The organism is Micromonospora marina (assembly GCF_900091565.1).
Taxonomy (GTDB): domain Bacteria; phylum Actinomycetota; class Actinomycetes; order Mycobacteriales; family Micromonosporaceae; genus Micromonospora; species Micromonospora marina.
In genome coordinates this window covers 287,318-314,055 of record NZ_FMCV01000003.1, presented here as the reverse complement: position 1 = coordinate 314,055, position 26,738 = coordinate 287,318, and the positions used below count along the sequence as shown (strand labels likewise).

The window sequence follows — 26,738 nt, the reverse complement described above, 5'->3', positions numbered from 1 at the left end:
CCGCGCACGGCGGGCGGCACCGTCCCGGCTCACGGGCTGGATGACATCCTGGAGCCTACTGAGTCAAAAACGGCATAACACCGATATGTGTTGAAAGGGCCCGCGGACCGTCCTGTGGACGACCGGCGGACCCGGCTCAGCGGAGATCGGTCGTCGTCCAACGGGGCGAGGCGGTGGTGATCGCGGCGGTGTCTCCGGTCAGCGTCGTCCGCGCCTGGGCGTCGCGCCGGGCGCTCGTACCCACCCAGACGTCGACCTCCCCGGGCTCCACCACCCGGGTGAGCGCGCGACCGGTGAACGCCAGCCTCGTCGTCGGGACGGTCAACTCGACGATCACCGAGCAGCCCGGCTCCAGCCGCACCCGCCGGTAGCCGAGCAGCTGCGCGACCGGCCTGGTCACCGAGGCGACCAGATCGCGGCCGTAGAGCTGCACCACCTCGTCACCGGCGACCGGGCCGGTGTTCGTCACGCGCACCGACACCCGCAGCACCCCGTCGGTCGGCACCTCGGCCGGCACGGTCAGGTCGGTGTACGCGAACGCGGTGTACGACAGCCCGTGCCCGAACGGCGCCACCGGCGTCGCCGGCAGGTTGGTGCCGTTCGTGCCCTCCCCCAGCTCCGGGTGCAGGTACGAGTACGGCTGCGCGCCGGCCGAGGCGGGCAGGCTGACCGGCAGCCGGCCGGACGGGTTGACCCGCCCGGAGAGCACACCCGCGACCGCCCCGGCGCCCTCCTCACCCGGGAAGAACGTCTGCACCACCGCCGCGCACCGGGACATCGCCCAACCCAGCGCGTACGGGCGGCCGGTGAGCAGCACGAGGACGACCGGGGTGCCGGTGTCCAGCACCGTCTCGACGAGCTGCCGCTGCACGCCGGGCAGCTCCAGGTCGTCCCGGTCGCAGCCCTCGCCGACGGTGCCGCGGCCGAACAGGCTCGCGTGGTCGCCGACCACGAGCACTGCCACGTCGGCGGCGGACGCGGCGGCGACCGCCGCCTCGAACCCGGAGCGGTCCGCCGAGTCCACCTCGCAGCCGGCCGCGAAGGTGACCCGGCCGGCGCCGAACTCGGCGCGCACCGCCGCCAGCACGGTCGGCACCTCGAAGCCGGTCTCCACGCCCGGATGGTGGGCCAGCACGTGGTTGAGGAACGAGTAGCAGCCGAACAGCGCGCCCTGCCGGTCGGCGTTCGGGCCGACCACCGCCACCCGACGGCCCGCCGGCAGCGGGAGCACGCCCTCGTTGGAGACCAGGACGATCGACTCCTCGGCGAGCCGGCGCGCGATCGACCGGTGCTCCGGCGAGTCGAGGTCGATCGCGCCCGGCGGCTCGTCGCCGAACGTCGCGTCGAGCAGTCCGAGTTCCTGCTTCTGGCGCAGGACGCGCAGCACCGCCCGGTCCACCAGCGCCTCGTCCACGGTGCCGGCTCGCACCGTCTCGGACAGGGTCAGGTAGGCGTCACCGGTGGGCAGCTCGATGTCGAGGCCCGCGCTCAGCGCCTGCACGGCGGCGTCCGCGTTGTCGGCCGCGACGTGGTGCAGCAGGTTGAGGAAGGCGACCCCGTAGTAGTCGGCCACCACCGTGCCGTCGAAGCCCCACCGGTCCCGCAGCAGGTCGGTGAGCATGGCCGGGTCGGCGGCGACCGGCACGCCGTCGATCTCCGCGTACGAGTGCATGACGCTGCGCGCGTCGCCGTCGAGGATCGCCATCTCGAACGGCGGCAGCAGCACGTCGGCGAGTTCCCGGGGACCGGCGTGCACCGGACCGAAGTTGCGCCCCGCCCGTGAGGCGGAGTAGCCGGCGAAGTGCTTCAGCGTCGCGAGCACGCCCTGGGACTGGAGCCCCCGCACGTACGAGGTGCCGATGGTGCCGACGAGGTACGGATCCTCGGCGATGCACTCGTCGACCCGGCCCCAGCGGGGATCCCGGATCACGTCCAGCACCGGGGACAGTCCCTGGTGGATGCCGAGCGCGCGCATGGAGGCCCCGATCGCCGCCGCCATCTCGGTGACCAGCTCGGGGTCGCACGCGGCGCCCCAGGCCAGCGGCGTCGGGAAGGTGGCCGCCTTCCACGCCGACAGGCCGGTCAGGCACTCCTCGTGCACGATGGCCGGGATGCCGAGCCGGGTGCCCGTCACCAGATCCCGCTGGAACTTCCACAGCCAGGCCGCGCGGGCCGCGGCGTCGACCGGGCGGGTGCCGTAGGCGCGGGTGAGGTGACCCAGCCCGTGGCGGGAAAAGTCCTCCAGCCGGCCGGTGTCGGCGAACTCGCCCTGCAGGGGCGCGACCGCCTCGCCGTCCTCCTTCTCCCAGAACCCGACCAGCTGCGCGACCTTCTCCTCGATCGTCATGCGAGCGAGCAGGTGCCGTACGCGCGTCTCGGCGTCGTGCCCGTCCGGCCGGTCGTGGTCCGGACCTGCCTGAGCCGGTAGCGGCCCGTCCACCACCGCGTGGACCTCTGTCATGGGTGTGCCTTTCCACTGGTTGTGCTGGTACCGCTGCCGCTCAACCCTTGACCGCGCCCTGGAGGCCGCCCACGATCTGCTTCTCCGCCAGGGTGAAGAGCAGCAGCGCCGGCAACATCGCCAGCGACGTGAAGGCGAGGACGCCAGCGGTGTCGGTGGTGTACTGGCTGGAGAAGTTCTGCACACCCAGCGGCAGGGTGAGGTGATCAGGTTGTTACCTGCCGGGGAGCCTTACAGGACCGCAACGCGAAGTCAATCGGTATCGATAACGTTTTCGACATCGTCTTCGATCGCCCCGGAGAGCCCTCTATCATCGTCGGCGTGGTGTTCCAGGAGCGCGTCAAGATGTCGGATGTGGCACGCACGGCCGGCGTCTCGGTGGCAACCGTATCGAAGGTTGTCAATGGTCGCTACGGTGTCGCCCAGGCCACCGTCGAGCGCGTCCAGCAGGTCATCCGCGAGCTCGGATACGAGGCCAGCCTGGGGGCGCAGAGCCTGCGCAGCCACCGCACGAACGTGCTGGGCATCCTGGTCGCCGAGTTCGAGCCGTTCTCCACCGAGTTGCTCAAGGGCGCGTCCCGGGAGGTCGCCGGCAGCGGCTACCAACTGCTCGCCTACTCCAGCGGCGACGGCGAGGGCGCGGCCATCGGGTGGGAGCGGCGCTCGCTGGCCCGGCTGTCCGGCACGCTCATCGACGGCGCGGTGATCGTGACGCCGACAGTGGTCGAGACCAAGCACGGCTTCCACGTGGTGGCCGTCGACCCGCACACCGGCCCGTCCGGCCTGCCCACCGTCGACTCCGACAACTTCGCCGGCGCGGTGCTGGCCACCGACTACCTGCTGTCGCTCGGGCACCGGCGGATCGCGCACATCAGCGGCCGCCCCGACCTGGAGTCGGCCCGTCTGCGCGAGGCCGGGTTCCGCAGGGCGATGGCCGACGCCGGCCTGGCGGTGGACGAGCGGCTCGTCCGGGTCGGCGGGTTCCGCACCGAGAGCGCCGCGAGCACGGCCGCCGAGCTGCTCGCGCTCCCCGACCGGCCCACCGCGATCTTCGCCGGCAACGACCTCTCCGCCATCTCCACCGTCGACGTCGCCCGGGGCCTGGGCCTGCGCGTACCGGACGACCTGTCGGTCATCGGCTTCGACAACATCCCGGAGTCGGCGCTCGTCGACCCTCCACTCACCACCATCCGGCAGCCGCTGCAGCGCATGGGCGCCGAGTCGCTGCGCCTGCTGATCGACCTCATCGCCGGCGTCGAGCGGGACACGCACATCCAGCTCCCCACCGAGCTGGTCGTCCGGGCCTCCTGCCGCCCGCTGCGCTGAGGCGGCCACCGCAACGTCGTCCCCGCGACGGCCGGGCCCCTACGCCCCGGCCACGCAGCGCCTGCGCGACCTGGCCAAGCGTCACGGCCCGTACGTGGGCACCGCCGTCGACTTGGCCGCCCTCAACGACGCCGCCGACCCGCTACCCCGAGCTGGCCGAGTCCGAGTTCTCCACAGTCACCGCCTCGAACCCACCCGCGGCACCTGCAACCGGGCCCGGCCGACGAGCTGATCGGCTTCGCCCGCAAGAACAACCAGCGGGTCCGGGGCCACGTGCTGGTCTGGCACAACCAGCTGCCGGGTACGCCCTCACCTCGCCCGGCGCCGGCCCAGTTCCGACTCCAGCCGACCGATGAGCGTCTTGCGGGCCTTGCCACCGCGCTCCCGGCGCAACGCCGCGTCGAGCTGACGGGTGTCGAGGTCGCGGACCAGCTTGACCGCCTCGGCCACCGGCAACTCGCTGATCTGCTCGGCGGCCGTGGCGTCCCGGCGGGCCCGCTTCGCCGGGCCGGTGTTCGGCACGTACTGGCGGCCGGAGCGCGACGCGCGGCGCTTGCGGGTGTCGGTGGCGCGCCGCTCGGACTCCGACATCTCCTCCCACGCCTGTTCGGGCAGGTAACGACGCGTTTCGCCGCCGTGACGGGCACGCGTGTCACCGCCGCGGGTCTGCCACTTCTCGCCGCCCCAGCGTTGCAGCGAGCGCTGCCGTGCGTCCTTCGGGCCCTCGAATCCCCCGCCGGCCTTCTTGTACTCGTTCGTGAGCAGCTGCGACTTGCGGGCCGACCACTGCCCCGGCCGTCCGCCCTTGTCGGAGGCGCGGATCTCGGCCTTGAGGCGCTCGCGCAGTTCCGGCTCGGTGTACTTCGCCATGACGCAGCCATACCCGGCCCGGCAGCGGCCATGCCGGTCCGGCTACGTACGCCTCCCGGTCGCCGGCGCGTACGCGGGTGACGAGGTCGTCGCCGTCCAGGGCAGCCTCGGCTGTCGGTCCGCATCCATGACACCGCCCGGCACGGCCGGATTCCATCAGGCGTTTGGCCGGGCGCCGGGCCGGAAAGAGTGGCCTCATGAGCTGGGCGAGAAGAGCCGTACCCGCAGCAGCAGCAGCCGCCGTCGCCGCGCTGGCGGCGCGAGACCTGCTGCAACGCGACCACGCGCTGCGACGCAACTTCCCCGTGCTGGGCCGCGCCCGGTACCTGATCGAGTCGATCGGCCCGGAGCTGCGGCAGTACATCGTGGCCGGCAACGACGAGGAGCGGCCGTTCACCCGCGACCAGCGGCGCTGGGTGTACGCCTCGGCCAAGCAGGAGAACAACTACTTCGGTTTCGGCACCGACAACGACATCGAGCACACCTCCGGCTATCCGATCATCAAGCACCGTACGTTCGGCCGGGCGGTCCCGCCGTCGGCGCCGACCGCCGGGCACGACGTGACGCTGCCCTGCGCCAAGGTGCTCGGCGCGGCGCGCGGCCGGGCGCACGCGTTCCGGCCGGAGTCGGTGGTGAACATCTCCGGGATGAGCTTCGGGTCGCTGTCCGGCAACGCGGTGGAGGCGCTCAACCGGGGCGCCGCGCTGGCCGGCTGCCTGCACAACACCGGCGAGGGCGGACTGTCGCCGTACCACCGCAACGGCGGTGACCTGGTCTTCCAGCTCGGCACCGCGTACTTCGGCTGCCGGGACGAGCAGGGCCGGTTCAGCCTGGAACGCCTCAAGGACCTGGTGGCGTCGGCACCGGTCCGGGCGCTGGAGATCAAGCTCAGTCAGGGCGCCAAACCGAGCCTCGGCGGGCTGCTGCCGGCGGCCAAGGTGTCCGCCGAGATCGCCGCCACCCGGGGCATCCCGGAGGGACGCGACTGCGTCAGCCCGTCCCGGCACGCCGAGTTCTCCGACTGCGACAGCCTGCTGGACTGGGTGGAACTGCTCGCCGCCGAGACCGGTCTGCCGGTCGGCATCAAGTCCGCCGTCGGCGACCTGGGGTTCTGGGAGGAGCTGACCACGCTGATGCGCGACACCGGGCGCGGCGTGGACTTCGTGGCAGTCGACGGCGGCGAGGGTGGCACCGGCGCCGCGCCGCTGATCTTCAGCGACTCGGTGTCGCTGCCGTTCCAGCAGGGCTTCTCCCGGGTCTACCGGACGTTCGCCGAACGCGACCTGCACCAGAGCGTGGTGTTCGTCGGTGCCGGCAAGCTCGGCCTGCCGGACAACGCCGTGGTGGCGTTCGCGCTCGGCGCCGACATGGTCAACGTCGGGCGGGAGGCCATGCTGGCGATCGGGTGCATCCAGGCGCAGAAGTGCCACACCGACACCTGCCCGACCGGTGTCGCCACGCAGAACGCCTGGCTGGCCCGAGGTCTGGACCCGGCCCGCAAGTCGGTGCGGGCCGCGAACTACATCCGTACGCTGCGCCGCGACCTGGTCAAGGTGGCCGAGGCGTGCGGCGTGGAGCACCCCGGGCTGATCGGTACCGACTCGGTGGAGATCCTCGACGGCCGGACCTCGTCGACCCCGCTGGACCGGGCGTTCGGCTACCGGCCGGAGTGGGGGATGCCGTCGGCGGCGGACCGGTCGGAGATCGTCCGGCTGATGACTGCCGAGGCCCCGCAGGGCGGTAGCGCGCCGCCCTCCCCCACCGCCGTCGGGTAGCGGCACTCACGCGGCCGGGCGGGCGACGGCCGGCCGCGCACGGGACCGCGCCGGCGGTGGAAACCCGGTCGGCCGCCGCACCGCCGCCGCGTACAGTCCGCCGCATGGCTGTGGACACGAGGCCGGCGGTGCGCGCCGGCCGATTCCGGCTGCTCCCGCTGGGCGTGGTGTTCCTGACCGTCGGCCTGTCCACCGCCGTGGTGCTGCCGTTCCTGTCGCTGTTCCTCGACCGGGAGGTCCACGCCAGTCCGTTGCGGGTAACCGTGTTCCTGGTCGTCGCGCCGCTGTCCGGGGTGGTCGCCTCCGCGCTGGTCGGCCGGCTGTCGGACCGCCTGCCGATCCGGCGCGCGCTGCTCGTCGGCGCCGCGCTGGCCGGTGTGGTGGGCGCGGGGACGACCGCGTACGTCCGCGACTACTGGATCCTGCTGGGGCTCACCGCTACCGCCCTGGCGCTGGCGAACTCGCTGTTCCCACAGTCGTTCGCGTATACCAGGGCACTGTTCGACAGGGACGATCCGGCGCGGGCCGCGTTCGGCGTCAGCCTGATGCGTACCGTGTTCTCCCTGGCCTGGGTGGCCGGGCCGGCGCTGGCCGCGGTTCTGCTCGACGTCGGCGGCTTCCGCCTGGTCTACGGCATGGCCGCCGTCATGTACGCGCTGGCCGCGCTGGTGGCCGCGTTCCGGCTGGAGGAGCTGCCGCTGCCGGCGCGGCCGGTCGCGGCCGATCCGGACGGCGCCGCGCCCGGCCCACCCGGCGCATCCCGGCTGCGGCTGGCGCTGACCGCGCTCACGTTCGTCCTCCTCCAGTGCCCGCTGACGGTCGGCGTGCAGGCGATGCCGCTGTTCATCGACACCGAGCTGAACGACGACCCCTCCCGCGCCGGGCTGGTGCTGGGCCTGTGCGCGGCGCTGGAGATCCCGCTGATCCTCGGCCTGGGCGCGCTGACCGCGCGGGTCCGGCTGCGGACGCTGGTCCTGGTCGGGGCCGCCTGCGGGGTCGCCTACTACGCGACCGCCGCGCTGGTGCCGAGCGTGCCGGTCCTGCTGTTCGCGCAGCCGGTGAACGCGCTGTTCATCGCCGCGGTGTCCGGCATCGGCATCGCCTACGTGCAGGATCTGCTGCCGGGCGAGCCGGGCCGGGCCACCACGCTGTTCACCAACACGTTCCCGATCGGTGCCATGCTCGCCGGGCCGCTGCTCGGGATCTCCGCGCAGGTCGGCTACCGGTGGGCGTACGGCATGAGCACCGCGCTGTGCGCGACCGGGCTGCTGGTGCTGCTGCTGACCCGGCCGCGAACGCGGGCCTGACCGGCGCGGCGGTCAGCGGCGCCGCACCAGCACCACGTGGTCGATCAGCTCGCCGGTCTGGCCGTCCGGCCCGGTGGCGGTGCGACGCGCCGCACCCAGCCGCTCGGTGTCCCAGCCGTCCGGGTCGAGGCTCATCGCGGCCAGGATCTCCTCCGGTTCGGCGAACCGGTGGTGGCCGGTGTCGGGTCCGGCCCAGGGCGGCGGCGCGCCGTGCTCGACGACGAGCAGCCGGCCGCCGGGCGCGACCGCCTCGGCCGCCGGGGGCAGCACCTTCTCCCGGGGCAGGACCAGCGGCGACTGGAAGAACTGCGCGGACACCAGGTCGTACCGGCCGGGCGGGAAGCCCTGGGTGAGGTCGTGCCGGACGGTGGTGATCCGGTCGGCCACCCCGGCCCGCTCGGCCTCCACGGCGAGGCGGTCCAGCGCGACGGACGAGATGTCCACCGCGGTCACCTGCCAGCCCTTGGACGCCAGCCACACCGCGTCGCCGCCCTCACCGCTGCCCAGGTCGAGCACGGTGCCCGCGGGCAGCGGGCCGGCCACCTCGGCCAGGACCGGGTTCACCCGGCCGCTCCAGATCCGGTCCCGCTGGCCGTACCGCTCGTCCCAGAACCGGGCCGGGTCGGTGTCCGCCGCCAGGTGCTCGTGGTGGTGCCCCGTCATGTCCGCCTCCTCGCCGCCGGTCGTCTCCGGACCGGGCCCCGACATCGTGCGCCGCCGACCACCGGACAGCAAGGAACCTTGCCGTTCCGGCAAACCAAGCCGCTGAGCGACCGCAGGATTAGCGCACCGCACCCGTGGGCAGACATTTGTCATCAGACACGCGACAGAGGGGCTGACGGCATGGCGAAGGGCGACATCGACACCTACCAGCAGGACGGGCAGTGGAAGAACCGCCCGGAGGGCAACGAACGCGCGACCAGCCGCCACGACACCAAGGCGGAGGCCGAGGCGGCCGGCCGGGAGATGGCGGCCGAACGCGGCACCGAGCACGTGATCAAGAAGCAGGACGGCACGATCGGCGAGAAGAACACGTACCCCCGCGAGCGCGACCCCCGGGACATCCCGGGCTGAGCCCGGCCGCAGGCACGTCACGGCGCCGGACCCGAGCGGGTCCGGCGCCGTGACGCGTACCGGCTGGTAGTGAGTGGCTGGCTAAAAACTTTTGTTCGGTTCCCACAACGGTCCCCGCTCAGGCTTCGGCCGTTACGACATAGCGCCGCCCGCGCACAGGCGGAAAGGTGAGGCGGGCCGGGGGCATCGCCGCGCCCGGCGCAGGAGTGGGTCAACCGAAGGGGACGGTCACGTGTTCACCCGTGTCGCCATCGTCAACCGTGGTGAGGCCGCGATGCGGCTCATCCACGCGGTCCGGGAACTGGCCGCGGAGACCGGCAGCCGGATCGAGACCGTCGCGTTGTACACGGACGTCGACCGTACCTCCACCTTCGTCCGCGAAGCGGACGTCGCCTACGACCTGGGCCCCGCGTCCGCCCGCCCGTACCTCGATCTGAAGACCCTGGAACGCGCGCTGGTCGAGACCGGCGCGGACGCCGCGTGGGTGGGCTGGGGTTTCGTGGCCGAGGACCCGGCGTTCGCCGAGCTGTGCGACAAGATCGGCGTAACGTTCGTCGGACCGAGCCCGGACGCCATGCGCAAGCTCGGCGACAAGATCGGCGCGAAGCTCATCGCCGAGGAGGTCGGCGTGCCGGTCGCGCCGTGGAGCCGCGGCGCGGTGGAGAGCCTGGACGACGCACTGCGCGCGGCCGCCTCGATCGGCTACCCGCTGATGCTCAAGGCCACAGCCGGTGGCGGCGGGCGCGGCATCCGGGTGATCCGCAGCGACGCCGAGCTGGCCGACGCCTACGAGCGCACCAGCCAGGAGGCGGCGCGGGCGTTCGGCAGCGGCGTGGTGTTCCTGGAGCGCCTGGTCACCGGTGCCCGGCACGTCGAGGTCCAGGTGATCGCCGACGGCCAGGGCACCGCGTGGGCGCTCGGCGTACGGGACTGCTCGGTGCAGCGGCGCAACCAGAAGGTGATCGAGGAGTCCGCGTCGCCGGTGCTGAGCCCGGAGCAGACCGCGGAGCTGAAGGTGTCGGCGGAGCGGCTGGCGGTCGCCGTCGGCTACCGGGGCGCGGCCACAGTCGAGTTCCTCTACCACCCGGGCGACCGGCTGTTCGCGTTCCTGGAGGTCAACACGCGCCTGCAGGTCGAGCACCCGATCACCGAGTCGACCACCGGTTTCGACCTGGTCAAGGCGCAACTGCACGTGGCCGGCGGCGGCCGGCTCACCGGTGAGCCGCCGGTCGAGCGCGGGCACGCGATCGAGGCGCGGCTCAACGCCGAGGACCCGGACCGTGACTTCGCGCCCTCCCCCGGCCGGATCACCCGGCTCGACCTGCCCGCCGGGCCGGGCATCCGGGTCGACACCGGGGTCAGCGAGGGCGACACCATCCCGGCCGACTTCGACTCCATGATCGCGAAGATCATCGCGTACGGCCGGGACCGGGACGAGGCGCTGGGCCGCCTGCGCCGGGCGATGGCGAACACCACGGTGGTCATCGCCGGCGGCGCGACGAACAAGGGCTTCGTGCTCGACCTGCTCGACCAGCCCGAGGTGATCGACGCCAGCGCGGACACCGGCTGGATCGACCGGGTACGCGGCGAGGGCCGTCTGGTCGCGCACCGGCACTCCGCCGTGGCGCTGGCGGCGGCCGCGATCGAGGCGTACGAGGAGGACGAGACCGCCGAACGGCAGCGGCTGCTGTCCACCGCTGCCGGTGGACGCCCGCAGGTGCAGCACCGCAGCGGCCGGCCGCTGGACCTGAAGCTGCGCGGCGTGACCTACCGGATGCGGGTGGCCCGGGTCGGCGCGCACCGCTTCCGGGTCGGTGTCGAGGCCGCTGGTGACGTGCGCACCGCCGACGTGGAGCTGGACCGCTTCGACCGGCACACCGGCCAGATCGCCGTCAACGGCGCCCGGTTCCGCCTGCTCACCGACACCCACGGCCCGGTCCACCTGGTCGAGGTGGACGGCGTGACGCACCGGATCAGCCGCGACGAGGGCGGCGTACTGCGCTCCCCCATGCCGGCGCTCGTGGTCGCCACGCCGCTCGCGGTCGGCGCGGAGGTCGAGGCCGGCGCGCCGGTGCTGGTGCTGGAGGCGATGAAGATGGAGACGGTGCTGCGGGCGCCGTTCCGGGCCCGCCTCAAGGAGTCGTCGGTGGCGGTGGGCACCCAGGTGGAGGCCGGGGCGCCGCTGCTGCGCCTGGAGCCGGTGGCGGAGGAGGGCACCGAGGCGGCGGCCGGACCGGCCGGACCGGCTGTCGAGCTGGACCTGCCCGCGGCGCCCGCGGACGTGCCCGCGCGGTCCCGGGCCGAACGCGGCCAGGAGGACCTCTGCTCGCTGCTGCTCGGCTACGACGTGGACCCGCACGACGAGCGCCGGGTGCTCGACGACTACCTGGACTCGCGGCGGGCGGCCACCGAGGCCGGGCACCGCCCGCTCGCCGAGGAACTGGACCTGGTCAACGTCTTCGCCGACCTGGCCGAGCTGAGCCGCAACCGGCCCGGCGACGACGCGCCGGCCGGGCACGTGCACAGCGCCCGCGAGTACTTCCACACCTACCTGCAGAGCCTGGACGTCGAGCGGGCCGGATCCCCGGAGTCGTTCAAGGCCCGTCTGGCCAAGGCGCTCGCCCACTACGGCGTCACCGAACTGGACCGCTGCGCCGAACTGGAGGCCGCGGTGTTCCGGATCTTCCTGGCCCAGCAGCGGGCCGCCGCCGACGCCACGGTGATCGCCGCGCTGCTGCGCTCCTGGCTGCGCGAGCCGCCGCCGGACGAGGCGCTGCGCGAGCCGGCCGGTCTGGCGCTGGAGCGGCTCGTCGCGGCCACCCAGGTCCGCTTCCCGGTGGTCGCCGACCTGGCCCGGGGCGTGGTGTTCGCCTGGTTCGCCCAGCCGCTGCTGCGCCGCAACCGGGCCCGCGTCTACGCCCAGGTCCGCACGCACCTGCGGCACCTCGACGCGCAGCCGGACGCGCCGGACCGCGCCGACCGGATCGCCGAGATGGTCCGCAGCACCGAACCGCTGGTCCGGCTGCTCGGCCAGCGACTGGTCCGCAACGACGTGGACAACGCGGCCATGCTGGAGGTACTGACCCGCCGGTACTACGGCAACAAGGCGCTCACCGAGGTCCGTACCCGCACCGCCGGGGGTTGCACGTTCGTGGTGGCCGGACGGAACGGGTCGAGCGTGGTCTCGGCCGCCGTCCGCTTCGACGCGCTCGGCGACGCGCTGCGCGGCCTGGCCGAGGTGGCCCGGGCCTGCGACGCCGTCGACGCGGACGTCTACCTGGCCTGGGAGAACCAGCCCGAGGACCTGGACGCCGCCGCCGCCGCGCTGCTGGACGTGGTGAACACGCATCCGCTGCCGCAGCAGGTACGCCGCCTCACCACCACGGTGGCCGGGCGCGGCGGCGCGGTCATGCACCACCACGTCACGTTCCGGCCGGCCGCCGGCGGCGGGATGGCCGAGGAGCGGCTGATCCGCGGCCTGCACCCGTACATCGCGCAGCGGATGCAGCTGGAACGGCTGCGCGAGTTCGACCTGACCCGGCTGCCGTCGCTGGACGAGGAGGTCTACCTGTTCCAGGCGGTCGCCCGGCAGAACCCGTCCGACCAGCGGCTGGTGGCGTTCGCCCAGGTACGCGACCTGACCGAGCTGCGGGAGCAGGACGGCCGCCTGGTGGCGCTGCCGACCACCGAGGACACGGTGGCGGCCTGCATCGACTCGATCCGCCGGGCGCAGTCGCGGCGGCCGTCGAAGTCGCGGTTCCCGACCAACCGGATCGTCGTCTACGTGTGGCCGCCGAGCGAGCTCACCCGCGAGGAGATGGAGCTGATCGCCGGACGGGTGCGCCCGACGACTGTGGGCGCCGAGCTGGAGGAGATCCTGTTCATCGCCCGGCAGCGCGACCGCCGGACCGGCGAGCTGACCAAGGTCGGCGTGCGGATCACGTTCGACGTGACCGGCCACGCCCGGCTCACGGTGGGCGAGCCGCCGGCCGAGCCGGTCGAGCCGCTTGACGACTACCGGCTGAAGGTGCTGCGCGCGGCGGGCCGCAACACGGTCTACCCGTACGAGCTGACCGGTCTGCTGGGCGACTTCGCCGAGCACGACCTGGACGCGGACCACCGGCTGGTTCCGGTGGACCGGCCGAAGGGCCGCAACACCGCGGCGATCGTGGCCGGTGTGGTGACGACGCCGACGCCGCGGCACCCGCAGGGCGTGACCCGGGTGGTGCTGCTCGGCGACCCGACCAAGTCGCTCGGCGCGCTGTCGGAGCCGGAGTGCCGGCGGGTGATCGCCGCACTGGACCTGGCGCAGCGGATGGGCGTGCCGCTGGAGTGGTACGCGCTGAGCGCCGGCGCCCGGATCTCGATGACCTCCGGCACGGAGAACATGGACTGGGTGGCCGCGGCGCTCAAGCGCATCGTCGAGTTCACCCAGGACGGCGGTGAGATCAACATCGTGGTGGCGGGCATCAACGTCGGCGCCCAGCCGTACTGGAACGCCGAGGCGACGATGCTCATGCACACCAAGGGTGTGCTGGTCATGACGCCGGACTCGGCGATGGTGCTCACCGGCAAGCAGTCGCTCGACTTCTCCGGCGGCGTGTCCGCCGAGGACAACTTCGGCATCGGCGGCTACGACCGGGTGATGGGCCCGAACGGGCAGGCGCAGTACTGGGCGCCGAACCTGTCGGCCGCGCGGGACGTGCTGATGGCGCACTACGACCACACGTACGTCGCGCCGGGCGAGGACGCCCCGCGCCGGGCCGTCACAGTGGACCCGGTGGACCGGGACATCTGCGGCTACCCGCACGCGGTGGCCGGCAGCGACTTCGCCTCTGTCGGCGAGATCTTCTCCGCCACCGCGAACCCGGACCGCAAGAAGCCGTTCGACATCCGTACCGTGATGCGGGCGCTCGCCGACCAGGACCACCCGGTGCTGGAACGGTGGGCCGGCATGGCCGACGCGGAGACGGCCGTGGTGCAGGACGCACACCTCGGCGGCATCCCGGTCTGCCTGCTCGGCATCGAGTCCCGCTCGGTGCCCCGGCACGGCTTCCCGCCCACCGACGGCCCGGACACCTACACCGCGGGCACGCTGTTCCCGCGCTCGTCGAAGAAGGCCGCACGGGCGATCAACGCGGCCAGCGGCAACCGGCCGCTGGTCGTGCTGGCCAACCTCTCCGGCTTCGACGGCTCGCCCGAGTCGATGCGCAAGCTGCAACTGGAGTACGGCGCGGAGATCGGCCGGGCGATCGTCAACTTCCGCGGCCCGATCGTGTTCTGCGTGATCTCCCGCTACCACGGCGGCGCGTTCGTGGTGTTCTCCAAGGCGCTCAACCCGGACATGACGGTGCTGGCGATCGAGGGGTCGTTCGCCTCGGTGCTCGGTGGCGCGCCCGCCGCCGCCGTGGTGTTCGCCGGCGAGGTCGCCGCCCGCACCGCAGCCGATCCCCGGGTACGCGAACTGGAGGCGAAGGTGGCCGCCGCGGTGGGCACCGAGCGGGCGACGCTGACCGCCGAGCTGGACGAGCTGCGCACGTCGGTGCGGGCGGAGAAGCTGGGCGAGGTGGCCGCCGAGTTCGACCGGGTGCACAGCATCCAGCGCGCGGTCGAGGTCGGTTCGGTCGACGCGGTGATCCGCGCCGCCGAGCTGCGTCCCCGCGTGATCGAGGCGATCGAGGCGCGCCTGGGCTGACCCGGCGCACCCCCGGACGGGAACAGGTCACCGGCGCTGCGCGACTGCTGACGGCGGCTCGCCGCGGGCGGGTCACCGCCCGCGGCGGCGGCTCAGGCGGCGCAGCGGTCGCAGGTGCCGAAGATCTCCAGCGTGTGCCCGACGTCGGTGAACCCGTGCTGCGCGGCGACCTGGTCGGCCCACCGCTCCACGCCCGGGCCGGCCACCTCCACGGCCCGGCCGCAGCGGCGGCAGACCAGGTGGTGGTGATGGCGGCTCTGGCTGCAGCGGCGGTAGAGGTGCTCGCCGCCGGGCAGCCGGGCCGAGTCGATCTCGCCGTTGTCGACGAGCATCTGGAGCGTCCGGTACACCGTGGTGAGGCCGACCTTCGCCTGCCGCTGGACGAGCATCTGGTGCAGCTGCTGCGCGCTGTGGAAGCCGTCCAGCTCCCGCAGCAGCGCCAGCACCTCGGCGCGCTGACGGGTGTTGCGGGTCGCCCCGGTCGTCGCCTGCGGCACCGTCGCCTCCCTCATCCGGGCGCCCGCCCGGCACCCTCGTCCGGCCGCGCCCCGGCGCGCCACCTGACACCCGGAACCATTATGCCTTCCGGGCGCACCGCCGATCCCGGGCCCGCGACGGCCCGCCGCCCGAGGTGTGACATGCCCGACCGCGGCGGCCGGAACTATCCGGCGTCCCGCACCGACAAACGATACGAACACCGGATCTTCGAGGGGAAGACATCATGCCGCGCACCACCAGCCGCCGGTTCCTGCGCCCGGCCGCCCTGATCGGCGCCGCCGTGCTCGCCGCGTCGGTCACCGCCTGCGGTTCCTCCGGCACGCCGTCCGCCGCCACGCCGACATCGGCCTCGGCGTCGGCGGATGCGGCGGCGGGGGTGCTCACCGTCCGCGACCCGTGGGTGAAGGCCGCCGACAAGGGCATGACCGCCGCGTTCGGCACGCTGGTCAACGACGGCGACACCGACGTCACGATCACCAAGGCGGCCACCGAGGTCTCGCCGATGGAACTGCACGAGATGACCATGAAAGACGGCAAGATGGTCATGCAGGCCAAGGAGAGCGGCCTCGTGATCAAGGCGCGCTCCAGCTCCACGCTGGAGCCCGGCGGCGACCACCTGATGCTGATGGACCTCGCCGAGCCGGTCAAGGCGGGCGACGAGCTGAGCTTCACGCTCACCTTCGCCGACGGCCGGACCCAGACGTTCACGGCGGTGGCGAAGCCGTTCACCGGTGCCCAGGAGTCCTACGCCCCCGGTCACGGTGACTCCCCGATGCCGGAGATGAGCATGAGCCCGGCGTCATGACCGACCGTCCCGCCACGGCCCGCCGGGTGAGCCGGCGTGGCCTGCTCACCGGCGGCGCGATGGCCGCCGGGGGCGCGCTGGCCGGGGCGGGCGCCCTCGCCGCCGCCCGCCCCGGCGACCCGGGGGTACGCCCCGCCGAACCGGTTCCGGTGGCGCAGGTGGGCAGCGCGGTCGAGCCGTTCCACGGCGCCCGCCAATCAGGGGTGACCACCGAGCCGCAGGCACACGCCGCATTCGTCGCCTTCACGCTGCGGCCCGGCACCGACCGGGCGGCGATCGGGCGGATGCTGCGGCTGCTCTCCGACGACGCGGCCCGGCTCACCCAGGGCCGCCCGGCGCTGGCCGACACCGAACCGGAGCTGAGCGTGCTGCCCGCTAGGCTGACAGTCACGTTCGGCTTCGGTCCCGGGCTCTACGCCGCCGCCGGTCTCGACGACCGCCGGCCCGCCTCGGTGGCCGAGCTGCCCCCGTTCGGCATCGACCGGCTGCAACCCCGCTGGTCCGGCGGGGACCTGCTGCTCCAGATCTGCGCCGACGATCCGCTCACCGTCGCCCACGCCCAGCGGGTCCTGGTCAAGGACAGCCGTCCGTTCGCCGTCGTCCGCTGGGTCCAGCAGGGCTTCCGGCGGGCGGCCGGCGCCGAGCCGGGGCACACCCAGCGCAACCTGTTCGGGCAGCTCGACGGCACCGCCAACCCGAAGCCCGGCACGCCCGCGGACACCGCGGTGTGGGTGACTGACGGACCGGACTGGCTGCGGGACTCCACCACGCTCGTGGTGCGGCGGATCAGCATGAACCTGGAGACCTGGGACCTGCTCGGCCGCACCGACCGGGAACTCGCCGTCGGGCGGCGCCTCGACACCGGCGCGCCGCTGACCGGCCGGGCCGAACACGACGAGCCGGACTTCGCCGCCCTCGGCCCGGACGGGCTCACCGTCATCCCCGACTTCTCCCACCTGACCCGCGCCCACGTCACCGACGACCGGCAGAAGATCCTGCGCCGGCCCTACAACTACGACGGCGTGCCCACCCCCGAGGGCGACGCGGACAGCGGGCTCGTCTTCGCCTCGTACCAGGCCGACATCGCCGGCCAGTTCCTGCCCATCCAGCGCCGGCTCGCCGAGCGCGACCTGCTCAACGAGTGGACCACCCCGATCGGCTCCGCCGTGTTCGCCGTACCGCCCGGCTGCCCCGAGGGCGGCTGGATCGGCCGGCAACTGCTCGGCTGACCACCAGAGGAAGGCGCGTCATGCGTACCCGTTCCGTCACCGCGCTGCTCGCCGCGGTCCTCACCGCCCTGCTGCTGGTCCCGGCCACGCCCGCGGCGGCGCACAACTCCCTCCAGGAAGCCACGCCGGCACGCGACGCCCGGCTCACCGCCGCGCCCACGCAGGTCACGCTGAGGTTCCTGCAACGGCTGAACCCCTCCTACACCACCATCACGGTCAGCGACGCCGATCAGCGCAAGGTGCCCACCTCCGCACCGGCTGTGGACGGCGCCACCGGCACGGTGACGATCGACGGACCGCTGGGCAACGGCACCTACACCGTCGGGTACCGGGTGGTGTCCCGCGACGGCCACCCGGTCCAGGGGTCGTACCGCTTCACCGTCGCCGACCCGGCCGCGCCCGCGCCGTCGGCTCCCGCCTCACCGTCGGCTCCCGCGTCGGCGGCGGCTGCCGTGTCGACCGGCGCGGACGCTGCGGGCGAGCCGGACGCCTCCGGGGCGCGGTCCGGCGACGACAGCCCGCCGGTCGCGCTGCTGGCCGGCGGGACGGTCGCCGGTCTGCTGGTGGTCGCCGGGGTCGTGTTGTTCGTCGCGCGCCGGCGGCGCGCTCGTCGCACGACCTGACGACCGGACCGTACGGGGGCGGGCGGGCCGCGACCGGCCAGCGGCCCGGCGGTCCGCGACTCGATCTGCGCCAGCAGCAGGTCGATGCTCGCCGCGGCGACCGCGCCGAAGTCCGGCCGGACGGTGGTCAGCGGCGGGAGGAGGTACGCCGGCTCGGGCACCGCGCCGGCGTCAACCCCCGCCGCCTAGGGATAGACGTCCTCGTGCGCCTTGCGGTAGTCGACGATCTCGTCCAGCCGCCCGGCGGCGGCGTGCCGCACCCAGGCCGGGTTACCCAGCAGCGCGCGACCGAGCGCCACCAGGTCGAACTCCCCGTCCGCCAGCCGCGCGGCCAGGCCCGCCACCGACTCCGGGCCGTCCGGACGCAGGAAGTCCCGCCGCAGCCCGACCGAACCCACGGTGATCGACGGCAGGCCGGTGAGGCGCTTCGCCCAGCCCGCCAGGTTCAACGCCGAGCCGGGGAACGCGGGCTGCCAGAAGCGGCGCTGCGAGGCGTGCAGCACGTCCGCGCCGGCCTCGGCGAACGCGGTGAGGATCTGCGCCAGCTCGGTCGGCGTCTCCGCGATCCGCGCGTCGAACGCCCGCTCCTTGAACTGGGAGAAGCGCACGATCACCGGACGGGGAGCCGGAACCTGCCCGCGTACCGCACGCACCACCGCCGCCGGGAACGCGGCCCGCCGTGCCGGTGAGCCACCGAACGCGTCGGTCCGGCGATTCGTGTACGGCCACAGGAACTCGTCGAGCAGGTATCCGTGCGCGGCGTGGATCTCGATCGCGTCGAACCCGGCCCGCACCGCGACAGCTGCCGCGTCCGCGTACGCCGCCAGCAGCACGTCCGCGTCGTCGGCGGTCATCGCGCGCGGCGCCGGGCGGCCCGGCTCGCGTACCCCCGAGGGGGTCCACGCCGCAGCGCCGTCCACCGGTTCGCGCAGGCTGCCCAGGTGCCACAGCTGCGCGGCGATCCGGCCGCCGGCGGCGTGCACCGCCTCGACCACCTCCCGCCAGCCGGCCTCGGCCGCGCCGGCGGTCATCCGCGGCACGGTGTCCTCGTGACCCGCGCTGGGATGGTCGACCAGCACGCCCTCGGTGACGATCAGGCCGATGCCGGCGGCGGCGCGACGCCGGTAGTAGCCGGCCATCTCCGGTGTGGGCACGCCGCCCGGCGCGCGGTTACGGGTCATCGGCGCCATCACGAAGCGGGACGGCAACGGCAGCCCGGCGACGGTGACGGGTTCCAGCAGCGGCGCCACCGGCGATCCGGTGTCCAGGGTCGCGTTCATGACCCGACGCTAGGAGTTGACACCGGTGTCAAGGGCAAGCGCTCAGGCGGCCGGATCCCGGGTGTCCTCGGTCACTGTCATGTCGGACACCACGTCGTCGAGCACCGCGACGGCGTGCGCGAGCCGTGCCATCTCGGCGGTCAACCGGGCCCGCTCCTCGCGCAGCCGGTCGGTGAGCCACGAGGTGCGGATCTCCGGATCGGTCACGCACGGCAGCAGCTCGGCCATCCGGCGGCTGCTCAGCCCGGCGTCGAACAGCCGCTGGACGAGCCGGACCCGGTCCACCGCCGACTCGGCGAAGACGCGCTGCCCGCTCGCCGTGCGCACGGCGGCGAGCAGGCCCTGCTGCTCGTAGTACCGGATGGACCGGGCACTGACCCCGGTACGCGCCGACAGCTCCCCGATCCGCATCGCGCCTCCCCGCTCGCGCCTCCATCATCGAGCATGCCGCGCCGGTCAGGACAGCAGCTCGACGTACCCGTCGGTGCCGTGCACGCGGATCCGCCCGCCGTCGGGGATCAGCCGGGTCGCGTCCGGCACCGCCACCACGGCCGGCAGACCGTACTCGCGGGCGATCACCGCGCCGTGCGTCATCAGTCCGCCCACCTCCGTCACCAGGCCCGCGACGGCCACGAACAGCGGCGTCCAGCTCGGGTCGGTGTGCGCGGTGACGAGGATGTCGCCCGGCTCCAGGTCGGCGCCGGCCAGGTCCGCCACCACCCGGGCCCGCCCCTCGACGACGCCGGCCGAGACCGCCAGTCCCACCAGGGCGGCCGGTGGCACGTCGTCGCGCCGGTACGAGCCGTCGAGGGCCTCACCGGCGGAGGTGAGCACCCGGGGCGGCGTGAGCCGCTGGTGCGTCCGGAACTCCTCCCGCCGCCTGCGGATCAGCCCGGCGTCGACCCGGCCGGTGGCCGCGACCTCGCGGAACTCCTCGAACGTCAGGTAGAAGACGTCCTCGGCGGCGGCGAGCACACCGGCGCGCACCAGCCGATCGGCCTCGGCCATGAGTGCCTGCTTGTAGACGGCGTAGCGGCTGACGATGTCGTACTTCGGGTACTCCCGGTAGCCGGCGAAGGTCCGTACCCGCTCGATCATGGCTTTCGTCTCGGCGGCCTTGCGCTCACCGTCGGGCAGCGCGCGCAGGTGGTCGAGCACCTCCCGGGCCTTCGCCTCGGCCCGCTCCCGGCCCTGCGCGAACCGGCGCGCGGCGGCGCCCGGGGCGAAGGTGCGGACGTGGTCCAGGATCAGCGGCACGAGCGTTGCCGGGCGCTCGCTCCAGCGGGGCCGGGTGATGTCGATCTCGCCGAGGCAGCGCATGCCGTACCGGTCGAGGTAGCCGGCGACAGCCGCGCGCGCCTGCGCGCCGCCCGGCAGTCTCGGCAGCTCGTCCAGGAACCCGTCGCCGGCCCCGTCGCGCAGGAACGCCACCACCTCGGGGTGCGCGCGGATCACGTCGGCCACGTCGAGCAGCGCCAGCCCCATCTCGGCGGTGACGTTGCCGGGCGCGGACAGCGTGAGCGTGTCGGCCGCGTCGCGCTCGCCGAGCCACTCCCCCAGCTTGTCGTCGAGCCACCAGGCGGCCTGCATCCCCGCCATGATCACCTGAGCGCTCAACGGATCGGCGAGTACCCGCTTGTGCTCGGCGAACGCCCCGGTCAGGAAGTCGAACAGCTCGGGCCCGGACCGGGCGCCGACGTCGCGGCGCAGGGCGGCGAGGGACACCCGGCTGCGCTCGACGAGCGTGGTGACGACCGCCGGGTCGGTGCCGATCGGGGGCGGCGGCCCACCCGCGGGCGGGCCGTCCGGGGCCGGCTCCGGCGCGGCCGGCACGACGTCCCGGGCGAGGACCGTCTCCAGCGCGTCCCGGGTGAGCGGGTCGACCCGGCCGATCATGCCCAGGAACGCGGTACGGCCCGCCGGGGTGGACAGGTGCGGCGTGGCGTCGACGAACAGCCGCCCGCCCGCCTCGTGCATCGGCACCATGGCGGTCAACCGCCACATCGACAGGCCCAGCGGCTTCATCGCGTCGGTCATCATCTGCTGGTGGCCGACCGACAGGTAGACGTGGAACCGCCCGTCGACGGCGGCCGGCACCGGGAACAACGTGGTGATCGGCCGGCTCTGGAGGATGTGGACGTCGTCGCCGGTTACTGCCCACTCGATGTCCTGCGGGCAGCCGAGATGCGCCTCGATGCGCCGGCCCAGCGCGGCGATGCGTACGGCCTGCGCGTCGGTCAGCGCGGGCTGGACCCGCCGCGCCGGGTCGACGGACGTCTCCCGCGTGCCGCCGCCGGGCACCGGGTGCACCGCCACCGACTTCGCGCCGATCGTCCGGCCGACGACCACGCCGTCGCGCACCGTGAAGAGGTCCGGGTTCACCAGGCCGGAGACCAGGGCCTCGCCGAGGCCGAGACCGGCCTCCACCGAGACCACCGTCCGGTCGCCGGTGACCGGGTCGGCGGTGAACATGATCCCGGCCGCGTCCGGGACGACCATCCGCTGCACCACCACCGCCATGTCCACGGCCCGGTCGTCGATTCCGTGGCGCCGCCGGTAGGTCACCGCCCGGTCGGTGAACAGCGAGGCCCAGCAGCGGCTGACGTGCCGCAGCACCTCGGCCGTGCCGGCCACGTTCAGGTAGGTGTCCTGCTGGCCCGCGAACGAGGCGGCCGGCAGGTCCTCGGCGGTCGCGCTCGACCGCACGGCGTACGCGGCGTCCGCACCGAGCCCGGACAGCGCGGCGGTGACCGCCGCCGCGACGTCGCCCGGCAGGGGGGTCCGCTCGACCGCGCGACGGACCTCGGCGGCGGCCGAGCGGAGCGCCGCCCGGTCGTCCTCGTCCGCGCCGGCGAGCCGCGCCAGCGGGCCGGCCAGCGCCGGCGTCCGCGCGACCAGCCGGAAGGCGCCGGTCGTGACGCAGAAACCTTCGGGTACGCGCACCCCGTCGATCCGTGTCAGCGCCCCCAGACCGGCGCCCTTGCCGCCGACCTCGGCGATCCGCGTCTCGTCGGCCTCGTGCAGTTGCCACACGTACCGTCCACTCATGCCGTGCCCCCGTTTTCGCAGCTCAACCCGCATCGACCGAGGATTGTGCGGCATCACCGGGGCCTTGCGGCAAGACCCGGGGTGCGGTATAAGTTGATAGTGGCGAGGAGAGCTGTCTCCTTGCCCTTCTTTGTGGCCGCCCCACCCTTCTCCCTGCCGCCCCGCGGATCCCTGCTCCCACGTGAGCCAGGTCTCCCCTCCCCGGGTGGAGTGCCGAGGGCGCGACGGGGCAAGAAGGCGACCACGAGGCCGTGATGCGGCCCGGACGAGCGGGATCCGACGGGGTGGGGGAGACTCGTGCGATGAGCGGCGCTGACACCGACCCGCGTGCGCCTGCCGACGTCTTCGCCGTCGACGGTGAGATCGGGCCGGACCTGGCGCGGATCGACTGGTCGGCGCACCCCCTGGGCCCGCCGGACACCTGGCCGCAGAGCCTGCGGACCGCGGTGCGGATCCTGCTGTCCTCCCGGTTCTCCATGTGGATGGCCTGGGGGCCTCGGCTCAGCTTCTTCTGCAACGCCGCCTACCGGCGGGACACGCTCGGCCGCAAGTACCCGTGGGCGCTGGGGCGCCCGGCGAACGAGGTGTGGGCGGAGATCTGGGACGACATCGGTCCTCGCGTCGACACCGTGCTGCGCACCGGCGAGGCGACCTGGGACGAGGGCCTGCTGCTGTTCCTGGAGCGGGCCGGCTACCGGGAGGAGACGTACCACACGTTCTCCTACAGCCCGCTGCGCGGCGACGACGGCGGCCTGGTCGGGATGCTCTGCGTGGTCAGCGAGGACACCGAGCGGGTCATCGGTGAGCGGCGGATGGCCACGTTGCGCGACCTCGGCTCCGACCCGAGCGTCATCCGCACCGAGCGGGAGACGCTCGCCTTCGTCAGCCGCCAACTGGCCCGCAACCCGCAGGATCTGCCGTTCACGCTCACCTACCTGTACGACGACGGCGGCGCCCGGCTGGTGGAGGCGACCGGACTGGCGGAGGGCCACCCGGCGGCACCCGCCACGCTGTCCCTGGACGACCCGGCCGCGCCGTGGCCGGCCGGCGCCCTCGCCGACGGCGAGCCGGTGCGGGTCGCGCTCGACGGGCCGGTCTTCACGGACCTGCCCGCCGGTGTCTGGCCCGCGGCGCCGGCCGAGGCGCTGCTGGTGCCGCTGCGACAGCAGGGCGGGGCACCGTACGGATTCCTGGTCGCCGGGCTCAACCGCTACCGGGCGCTGGACGACGGGTACCGCGGCTTCGTGGAGCTGACCGCCGGGCACCTGGCGACCGGAATCGCCAGCGCCCGCAGCTACCAGGCGCAGCAGCGGCGGGCCGAGGAACTCGCGGAGCTGGACCGCGCGAAGACCGCGTTCTTCTCCAACATCAGCCACGAGTTCCGCACCCCGCTGACGTTGATCATGGGGCCGCTCGACGAGCTGCGCGGCCGGTTGCCGGACGCCGACGAGCAGGTCCGCGCCGAGCTGGACGTCATCCGCCGCAACGGGCTGCGCCTGGGCAAGCTGGTCAACAGCCTGCTCGACTTCTCCCGGATCGAGGCCGGGCGGATGCAGGCCCGCTACGAGCCGGTGGACCTGGCCGCGGTGACCGCCGACCTGGCCAGCGCGTTCCGGTCGGCGATCGAACGGGCCGGTCTGTCGTTCGAGGTGGACTGCCCACCCCTGCCCGAGCCGGTGCACCTGGACCTCGGCATGTGGGAGAAGGTGGTGTTGAACCTGCTCAGCAACGCGCTGAAGTTCACCTTCGACGGCACCATCCGGGTGGAGCTGCGCGGCGAGGGCAGCACGGCGGTGCTGCGGATCTCCGACACCGGCATCGGCGTACCCGCCGCCGAGATGCCGCGCCTGTTCGAGCGGTTCCACCGGATCGAGAACGCCCGCTCCCGCTCCGGCGAGGGCAGCGGGATCGGCCTCGCCCTGGTCCGAGAGCTGGTCACGCTCCACGGCGGCGACATCGACGCCGAGAGCACAGTGGGCCGGGGCACCACCTTCACGATCCGGCTGCCGCTCGGCACCGGGCACCTGCCCGCCGACGCGCTCGCCCCGGCGGGCACCGGCCGGACGCCGGCGTCGGCCGAGCCGTTCGTGCAGGAGGCGCTGCGCTGGCTGCCCGCCGACCCGGGCGCCGTCGTCGCCGGGGACGACCCGGCCGGCGGACCGGTCCAGCCGCTGTCCGGCGGGGCGCCGGCCCGCGTCCTGGTGGCCGACGACAACGCCGACATGCGGGAGTACCTGACCCGGCTGCTGCGTTCGGCCGGGCACGAGGTCCACGCGGTCGCCGACGGGCAGGACGCCCTGGACGCCGTCCGCGCGGACACCCCCGACCTGGTGGTCAGCGACGTGATGATGCCCCGGCTCGACGGCCTGCAACTGGTGGCCGCGCTGCGCGCCGACCAGCGCACGGCCGGCACTCCGGTGCTGCTGCTGTCCGCCCGGGCCGGGCAGGAGGCCTCGATCGAAGGGCTGGAGGCCGGCGCCGACGACTACCTGGTCAAGCCGTTCCCGGCCGCCGAGCTGCTGGCCCGCGTACGCGCGAACGTGGAGCTGGCCCGGCTGCGCAACCACCACGCCCGCTGGCGTACCGCGCTCGTCGACTCGTTGCAGGAGGCGTTCTTCGTCTGCGACGCGGACGGCACGGTGGTCGAGATCAACAAGGCGTTCACCGCCATCCTCGGCTACGGGACCGAGGGCCTGCCCTATCCGGCGGTGCACCCGTGGTGGCCGGACCGGGAGGCCGAGCCGGAGGCGCACCGCCAGGTGGCGGCCGCGTTCTCGACGCTCGTGGAGCAGACCCGTGGCACGTACACCGTGCCGGTGACCCACCGCAACGGGCACCGGATCTGGATCTCGGCCGCGTTCAACCAGGTCGACGAACCGGACAGCGGCCGCCGGATGATCGTCGGCACGTTCCGCGACGTCACCGCCGAGCACTACGCCGTGCAGCGGGAGACCGCCCTGGCCGGGCTCAGCATGCGGCTGTCGAAGGCGGACGACCTCACCGACGCGCTGCTCGGGGTGCTGGACGAGCTGCGCAAGCTGTGGCGGGCCGCCGGCGTGCTCACCGCCGTGTTCGGCGACCTGCCCGCCCCCGACGTGACCGCCACCGACCCGGCGGCACGCTGGGACACGTTGCCGCAGGAGCGCCGGCAGGCGTTGCTCGCGCTGCGGGACACCCCGCTGCTGACGCCGGTGGCGACGCGTACGCACGGCGCCGGCATCGCCGTCGAACACCCGCACGGCACCATGGCGCTCTGGATCGACCTGGGCGAGAAGCGGCCCTTCACCGAACAGGACCAGACGCTGCTGGCGCTGCTGGCCGGTCACATCGGTCAGGGGCTGCACCGGGTGCACCAGATCGACCAGCAGCGGGAGACCGCGCTGGCCCTGCAACGGGCGATCCTCGGTCCGGCACGGCTGCCCGCCGGCTTCGCGGTGCGGTACTCCCCCGCCGCGATGCCGCTCAAGGTCGGCGGCGACTGGTACGACACCGTCGAACTGCCGGACGGGCGCATCGGCATCGTGGTCGGCGACTGCGTGGGCCACGGACTCCGGGCCGCGACGGTGATGGGGCAACTGCGCAGCGCCTGCCGCGCGCTGCTGTTGCAGGACCCGAGCCCGGCCCGCACGCTCGCGGCCCTCGACCGGTTCGCCACGCTGCTGCCGGGGGCGTCCTGCGCCACCGTCTTCTGCGGCGTCCTCGACCCGGCCACCGGGCTGATGCGCTACTCCAGCGCCGGTCACCCACCGGCCATCGTGGTCCGCGCCGACGGCACTGCCGAGTTGCTGCGACACGGCCGGTCCCGGCCGCTAGCCGTCCGTCCGGGCCAGGAACGCCCGGAGGCGGAGGCGACTGTGGCCCCGCGCGCCACTCTGATGCTCTACACCGACGGCCTGGTGGAACGACGCCGCCAGCCGATCACCGCCGGCATCGCGCGCGCCACCGACGCCATCCAGCAGGGGCACCACGCCCCGGTCGAGGCCCTGGCGACCGAGATCATGGAACGGCTCACCCCGGACGACGGCTACCACGACGACGTGGCGCTGCTGCTCTACCGCCACCCCGGACCGCTGGAGCTGGAGTTCCCCGCCGAGTCGACGCGGCTGGCCGAGGTCCGCACCGCGCTGCGGGGGTGGCTGGACCGCTGCGGGCTGGCCCCGGCCCACGCCTACAACATCCTGGTGGCGGCCGGGGAGGCGTGCGCCAACGCGATCGAGCACGGACACCGCGACCACCCGGGCGGCCGGATCCGGCTGCGCGCCGCCGCCACCGCCGGCGACCTGCGCCTGAGCGTCACCGACAGCGGCCGGTGGCGGGACCGGGACCAGCCCTCCGGTCCGCACCGCGGCCGGGGACTCGTGCTCATGCGCGCGCTGATGGACAGTATCAGCGTCACCCCGGGAGCCACCGGCACCACAGTCGACATGCAGGCGAGGATCACGCCATGAGCACGTCCCTGAACCTGACCACGAGCGACGGTCCCGACGGCGTGCGCGTGCTGGCCGCCGTGGGCGAGATCGACATGAGCAACGCGTCCGCCTTCGCCGACGCGCTGACCGAGGCCGTACGCCCGGACGGCGAACCGCTGGTCGTGGACCTCACCAAGGTGGAGTACCTGGACAGCGCCGGGCTGGCCGCGCTGTTCCCGCACGCCGACCGGATCGCGCTGATCGCCGGCCCGTTGCTGGAGCCGCTGCTGACCATCTCCGGGCTGGCCGACCTGACCACTGTCCGCAGCGCCTGACGT

The 26,738-nt window shown here is 73.8% G+C and carries 18 protein-coding genes and 1 pseudogene; 11 read left to right on the top strand and 8 right to left on the bottom strand.

The window, feature by feature from the left end:
• Positions 1-136: 136 nt before the first annotated feature.
• Positions 137-2,461 carry a beta-xylosidase/alpha-l-arabinosidase gene (locus tag GA0070215_RS05860; protein ID WP_091042644.1) on the bottom strand — a complete coding sequence of 775 codons (2,325 nt, stop codon included), beginning with the start codon at positions 2,459-2,461 and terminating at the stop codon, positions 137-139.
• A gap of 40 nt (positions 2,462-2,501) precedes the next feature.
• Positions 2,502-2,645: a hypothetical protein gene (locus GA0070215_RS05855; protein WP_244166883.1), complete on the bottom strand. Its 144-nt coding sequence runs from the start codon at positions 2,643-2,645 to the stop codon at positions 2,502-2,504.
• A 137-nt stretch (positions 2,646-2,782) separates the two neighbouring features.
• Between GA0070215_RS05855 and GA0070215_RS05850 the strand changes: the two genes are divergently transcribed.
• Positions 2,783-3,787, top strand: a complete 1,005-nt coding sequence (locus tag GA0070215_RS05850; RefSeq protein WP_091042640.1) for a LacI family DNA-binding transcriptional regulator — start codon at positions 2,783-2,785, stop codon at positions 3,785-3,787.
• 204 nt (positions 3,788-3,991) lie between these two features.
• Positions 3,992-4,078, top strand: a pseudogene (locus tag GA0070215_RS29795) (endo-1,4-beta-xylanase); the annotation flags it as partial.
• A gap of 18 nt (positions 4,079-4,096) precedes the next feature.
• On the opposite strand, the gene GA0070215_RS05840 reads toward GA0070215_RS29795, so the two are convergent.
• Positions 4,097-4,657 (bottom strand): DUF5872 domain-containing protein, encoded by a 561-nt coding sequence (locus tag GA0070215_RS05840; protein ID WP_091042634.1) that lies wholly within the window; start codon positions 4,655-4,657, stop codon positions 4,097-4,099.
• A gap of 197 nt (positions 4,658-4,854) precedes the next feature.
• Here GA0070215_RS05840 and GA0070215_RS05830 point away from each other — a divergent pair, with 197 nt between their 5' ends.
• Both GA0070215_RS05830 and GA0070215_RS05825 read left to right on the top strand, forming a co-directional pair.
• Entirely contained in the window at positions 4,855-6,432 is a 1,578-nt protein-coding gene (locus tag GA0070215_RS05830; RefSeq protein ID WP_091042631.1) for an FMN-binding glutamate synthase family protein, read from the top strand.
• A gap of 104 nt (positions 6,433-6,536) precedes the next feature.
• Complete coding sequence (locus tag GA0070215_RS05825) at positions 6,537-7,739, top strand: sugar efflux transporter (protein ID WP_244166882.1); 1,203 nt, start codon at positions 6,537-6,539, stop codon at positions 7,737-7,739.
• Between the two features lie 12 nt (positions 7,740-7,751).
• On the opposite strand, the gene GA0070215_RS05820 is transcribed toward GA0070215_RS05825, so the two are convergent.
• Positions 7,752-8,402 (bottom strand): SAM-dependent methyltransferase, encoded by a 651-nt coding sequence (locus tag GA0070215_RS05820; RefSeq protein WP_091042896.1) that lies wholly within the window; start codon positions 8,400-8,402, stop codon positions 7,752-7,754.
• Positions 8,403-8,582: 180 nt separating this feature from the next.
• On the opposite strand from GA0070215_RS05820, the gene GA0070215_RS05815 reads away from it, so the two are divergent.
• Positions 8,583-8,813 (top strand): DUF2188 domain-containing protein, encoded by a 231-nt coding sequence (locus tag GA0070215_RS05815; protein ID WP_091042624.1) that lies wholly within the window; start codon positions 8,583-8,585, stop codon positions 8,811-8,813.
• Between the two features lie 232 nt (positions 8,814-9,045).
• Positions 9,046-14,508: an ATP-binding protein gene (locus GA0070215_RS05810; RefSeq protein WP_091042620.1), complete on the top strand. Its 5,463-nt coding sequence runs from the start codon at positions 9,046-9,048 to the stop codon at positions 14,506-14,508.
• A gap of 92 nt (positions 14,509-14,600) precedes the next feature.
• On the opposite strand, the gene GA0070215_RS05805 is transcribed toward GA0070215_RS05810, so the two are convergent.
• Positions 14,601-15,020, bottom strand: a complete 420-nt coding sequence (locus tag GA0070215_RS05805) for a Fur family transcriptional regulator (RefSeq protein ID WP_018783976.1) — start codon at positions 15,018-15,020, stop codon at positions 14,601-14,603.
• Between the two features lie 209 nt (positions 15,021-15,229).
• Between GA0070215_RS05805 and GA0070215_RS05800 the strand changes: the two genes are divergently transcribed.
• The 3 genes from GA0070215_RS05800 to GA0070215_RS05790 are packed head-to-tail and all read left to right on the top strand — an operon-like array spanning position 15,230 to position 17,663.
• Positions 15,230-15,811 (top strand): copper chaperone PCu(A)C, encoded by a 582-nt coding sequence (locus tag GA0070215_RS05800; RefSeq protein WP_018783975.1) that lies wholly within the window; start codon positions 15,230-15,232, stop codon positions 15,809-15,811.
• Positions 15,808-17,040, top strand: coding sequence for a Dyp-type peroxidase (locus GA0070215_RS05795; RefSeq protein ID WP_018783974.1), 1,233 nt, complete (start codon positions 15,808-15,810; stop codon positions 17,038-17,040). The genes GA0070215_RS05800 and GA0070215_RS05795 overlap by 4 nt, the downstream gene beginning before the upstream one ends.
• Positions 17,041-17,060: 20 nt before the next feature.
• The gene (locus tag GA0070215_RS05790) at positions 17,061-17,663 is read left to right on the top strand and encodes a copper resistance CopC family protein (protein ID WP_091042616.1); all 603 of its coding nucleotides are present in this window, start codon (positions 17,061-17,063) and stop codon (positions 17,661-17,663) included.
• Between the two features lie 185 nt (positions 17,664-17,848).
• Here GA0070215_RS05790 and GA0070215_RS05785 read toward each other — a convergent pair whose 3' ends face one another.
• Genes GA0070215_RS05785 through rph form a run of 3 tightly spaced genes read right to left on the bottom strand, consistent with a single transcriptional unit; the run spans position 17,849 to position 21,991 of the window.
• Positions 17,849-18,943: an oxidoreductase gene (locus tag GA0070215_RS05785; RefSeq protein WP_018783972.1), complete on the bottom strand. Its 1,095-nt coding sequence runs from the start codon at positions 18,941-18,943 to the stop codon at positions 17,849-17,851.
• Between the two features lie 42 nt (positions 18,944-18,985).
• A complete protein-coding gene (locus GA0070215_RS05780) occupies positions 18,986-19,354 on the bottom strand; it encodes a MerR family transcriptional regulator (protein WP_018783971.1) in 369 nt (122 codons plus the stop codon).
• 45 nt (positions 19,355-19,399) lie between these two features.
• Positions 19,400-21,991 (bottom strand): rifamycin-inactivating phosphotransferase, encoded by a 2,592-nt coding sequence (gene rph / locus GA0070215_RS05775; protein WP_091042613.1) that lies wholly within the window; start codon positions 21,989-21,991, stop codon positions 19,400-19,402.
• Between the two features lie 302 nt (positions 21,992-22,293).
• On the opposite strand from rph, the gene GA0070215_RS05770 reads away from it, so the two are divergent.
• The gene (locus tag GA0070215_RS05770) at positions 22,294-26,439 is read left to right on the top strand and encodes a SpoIIE family protein phosphatase (protein ID WP_091042609.1); all 4,146 of its coding nucleotides are present in this window, start codon (positions 22,294-22,296) and stop codon (positions 26,437-26,439) included.
• Positions 26,436-26,735 carry an STAS domain-containing protein gene (locus tag GA0070215_RS05765; protein WP_018783968.1) on the top strand — a complete coding sequence of 100 codons (300 nt, stop codon included), beginning with the start codon at positions 26,436-26,438 and terminating at the stop codon, positions 26,733-26,735. Before GA0070215_RS05770 ends, GA0070215_RS05765 begins: the two co-directional genes overlap by 4 nt.
• Positions 26,736-26,738: the final 3 nt, after the last annotated feature.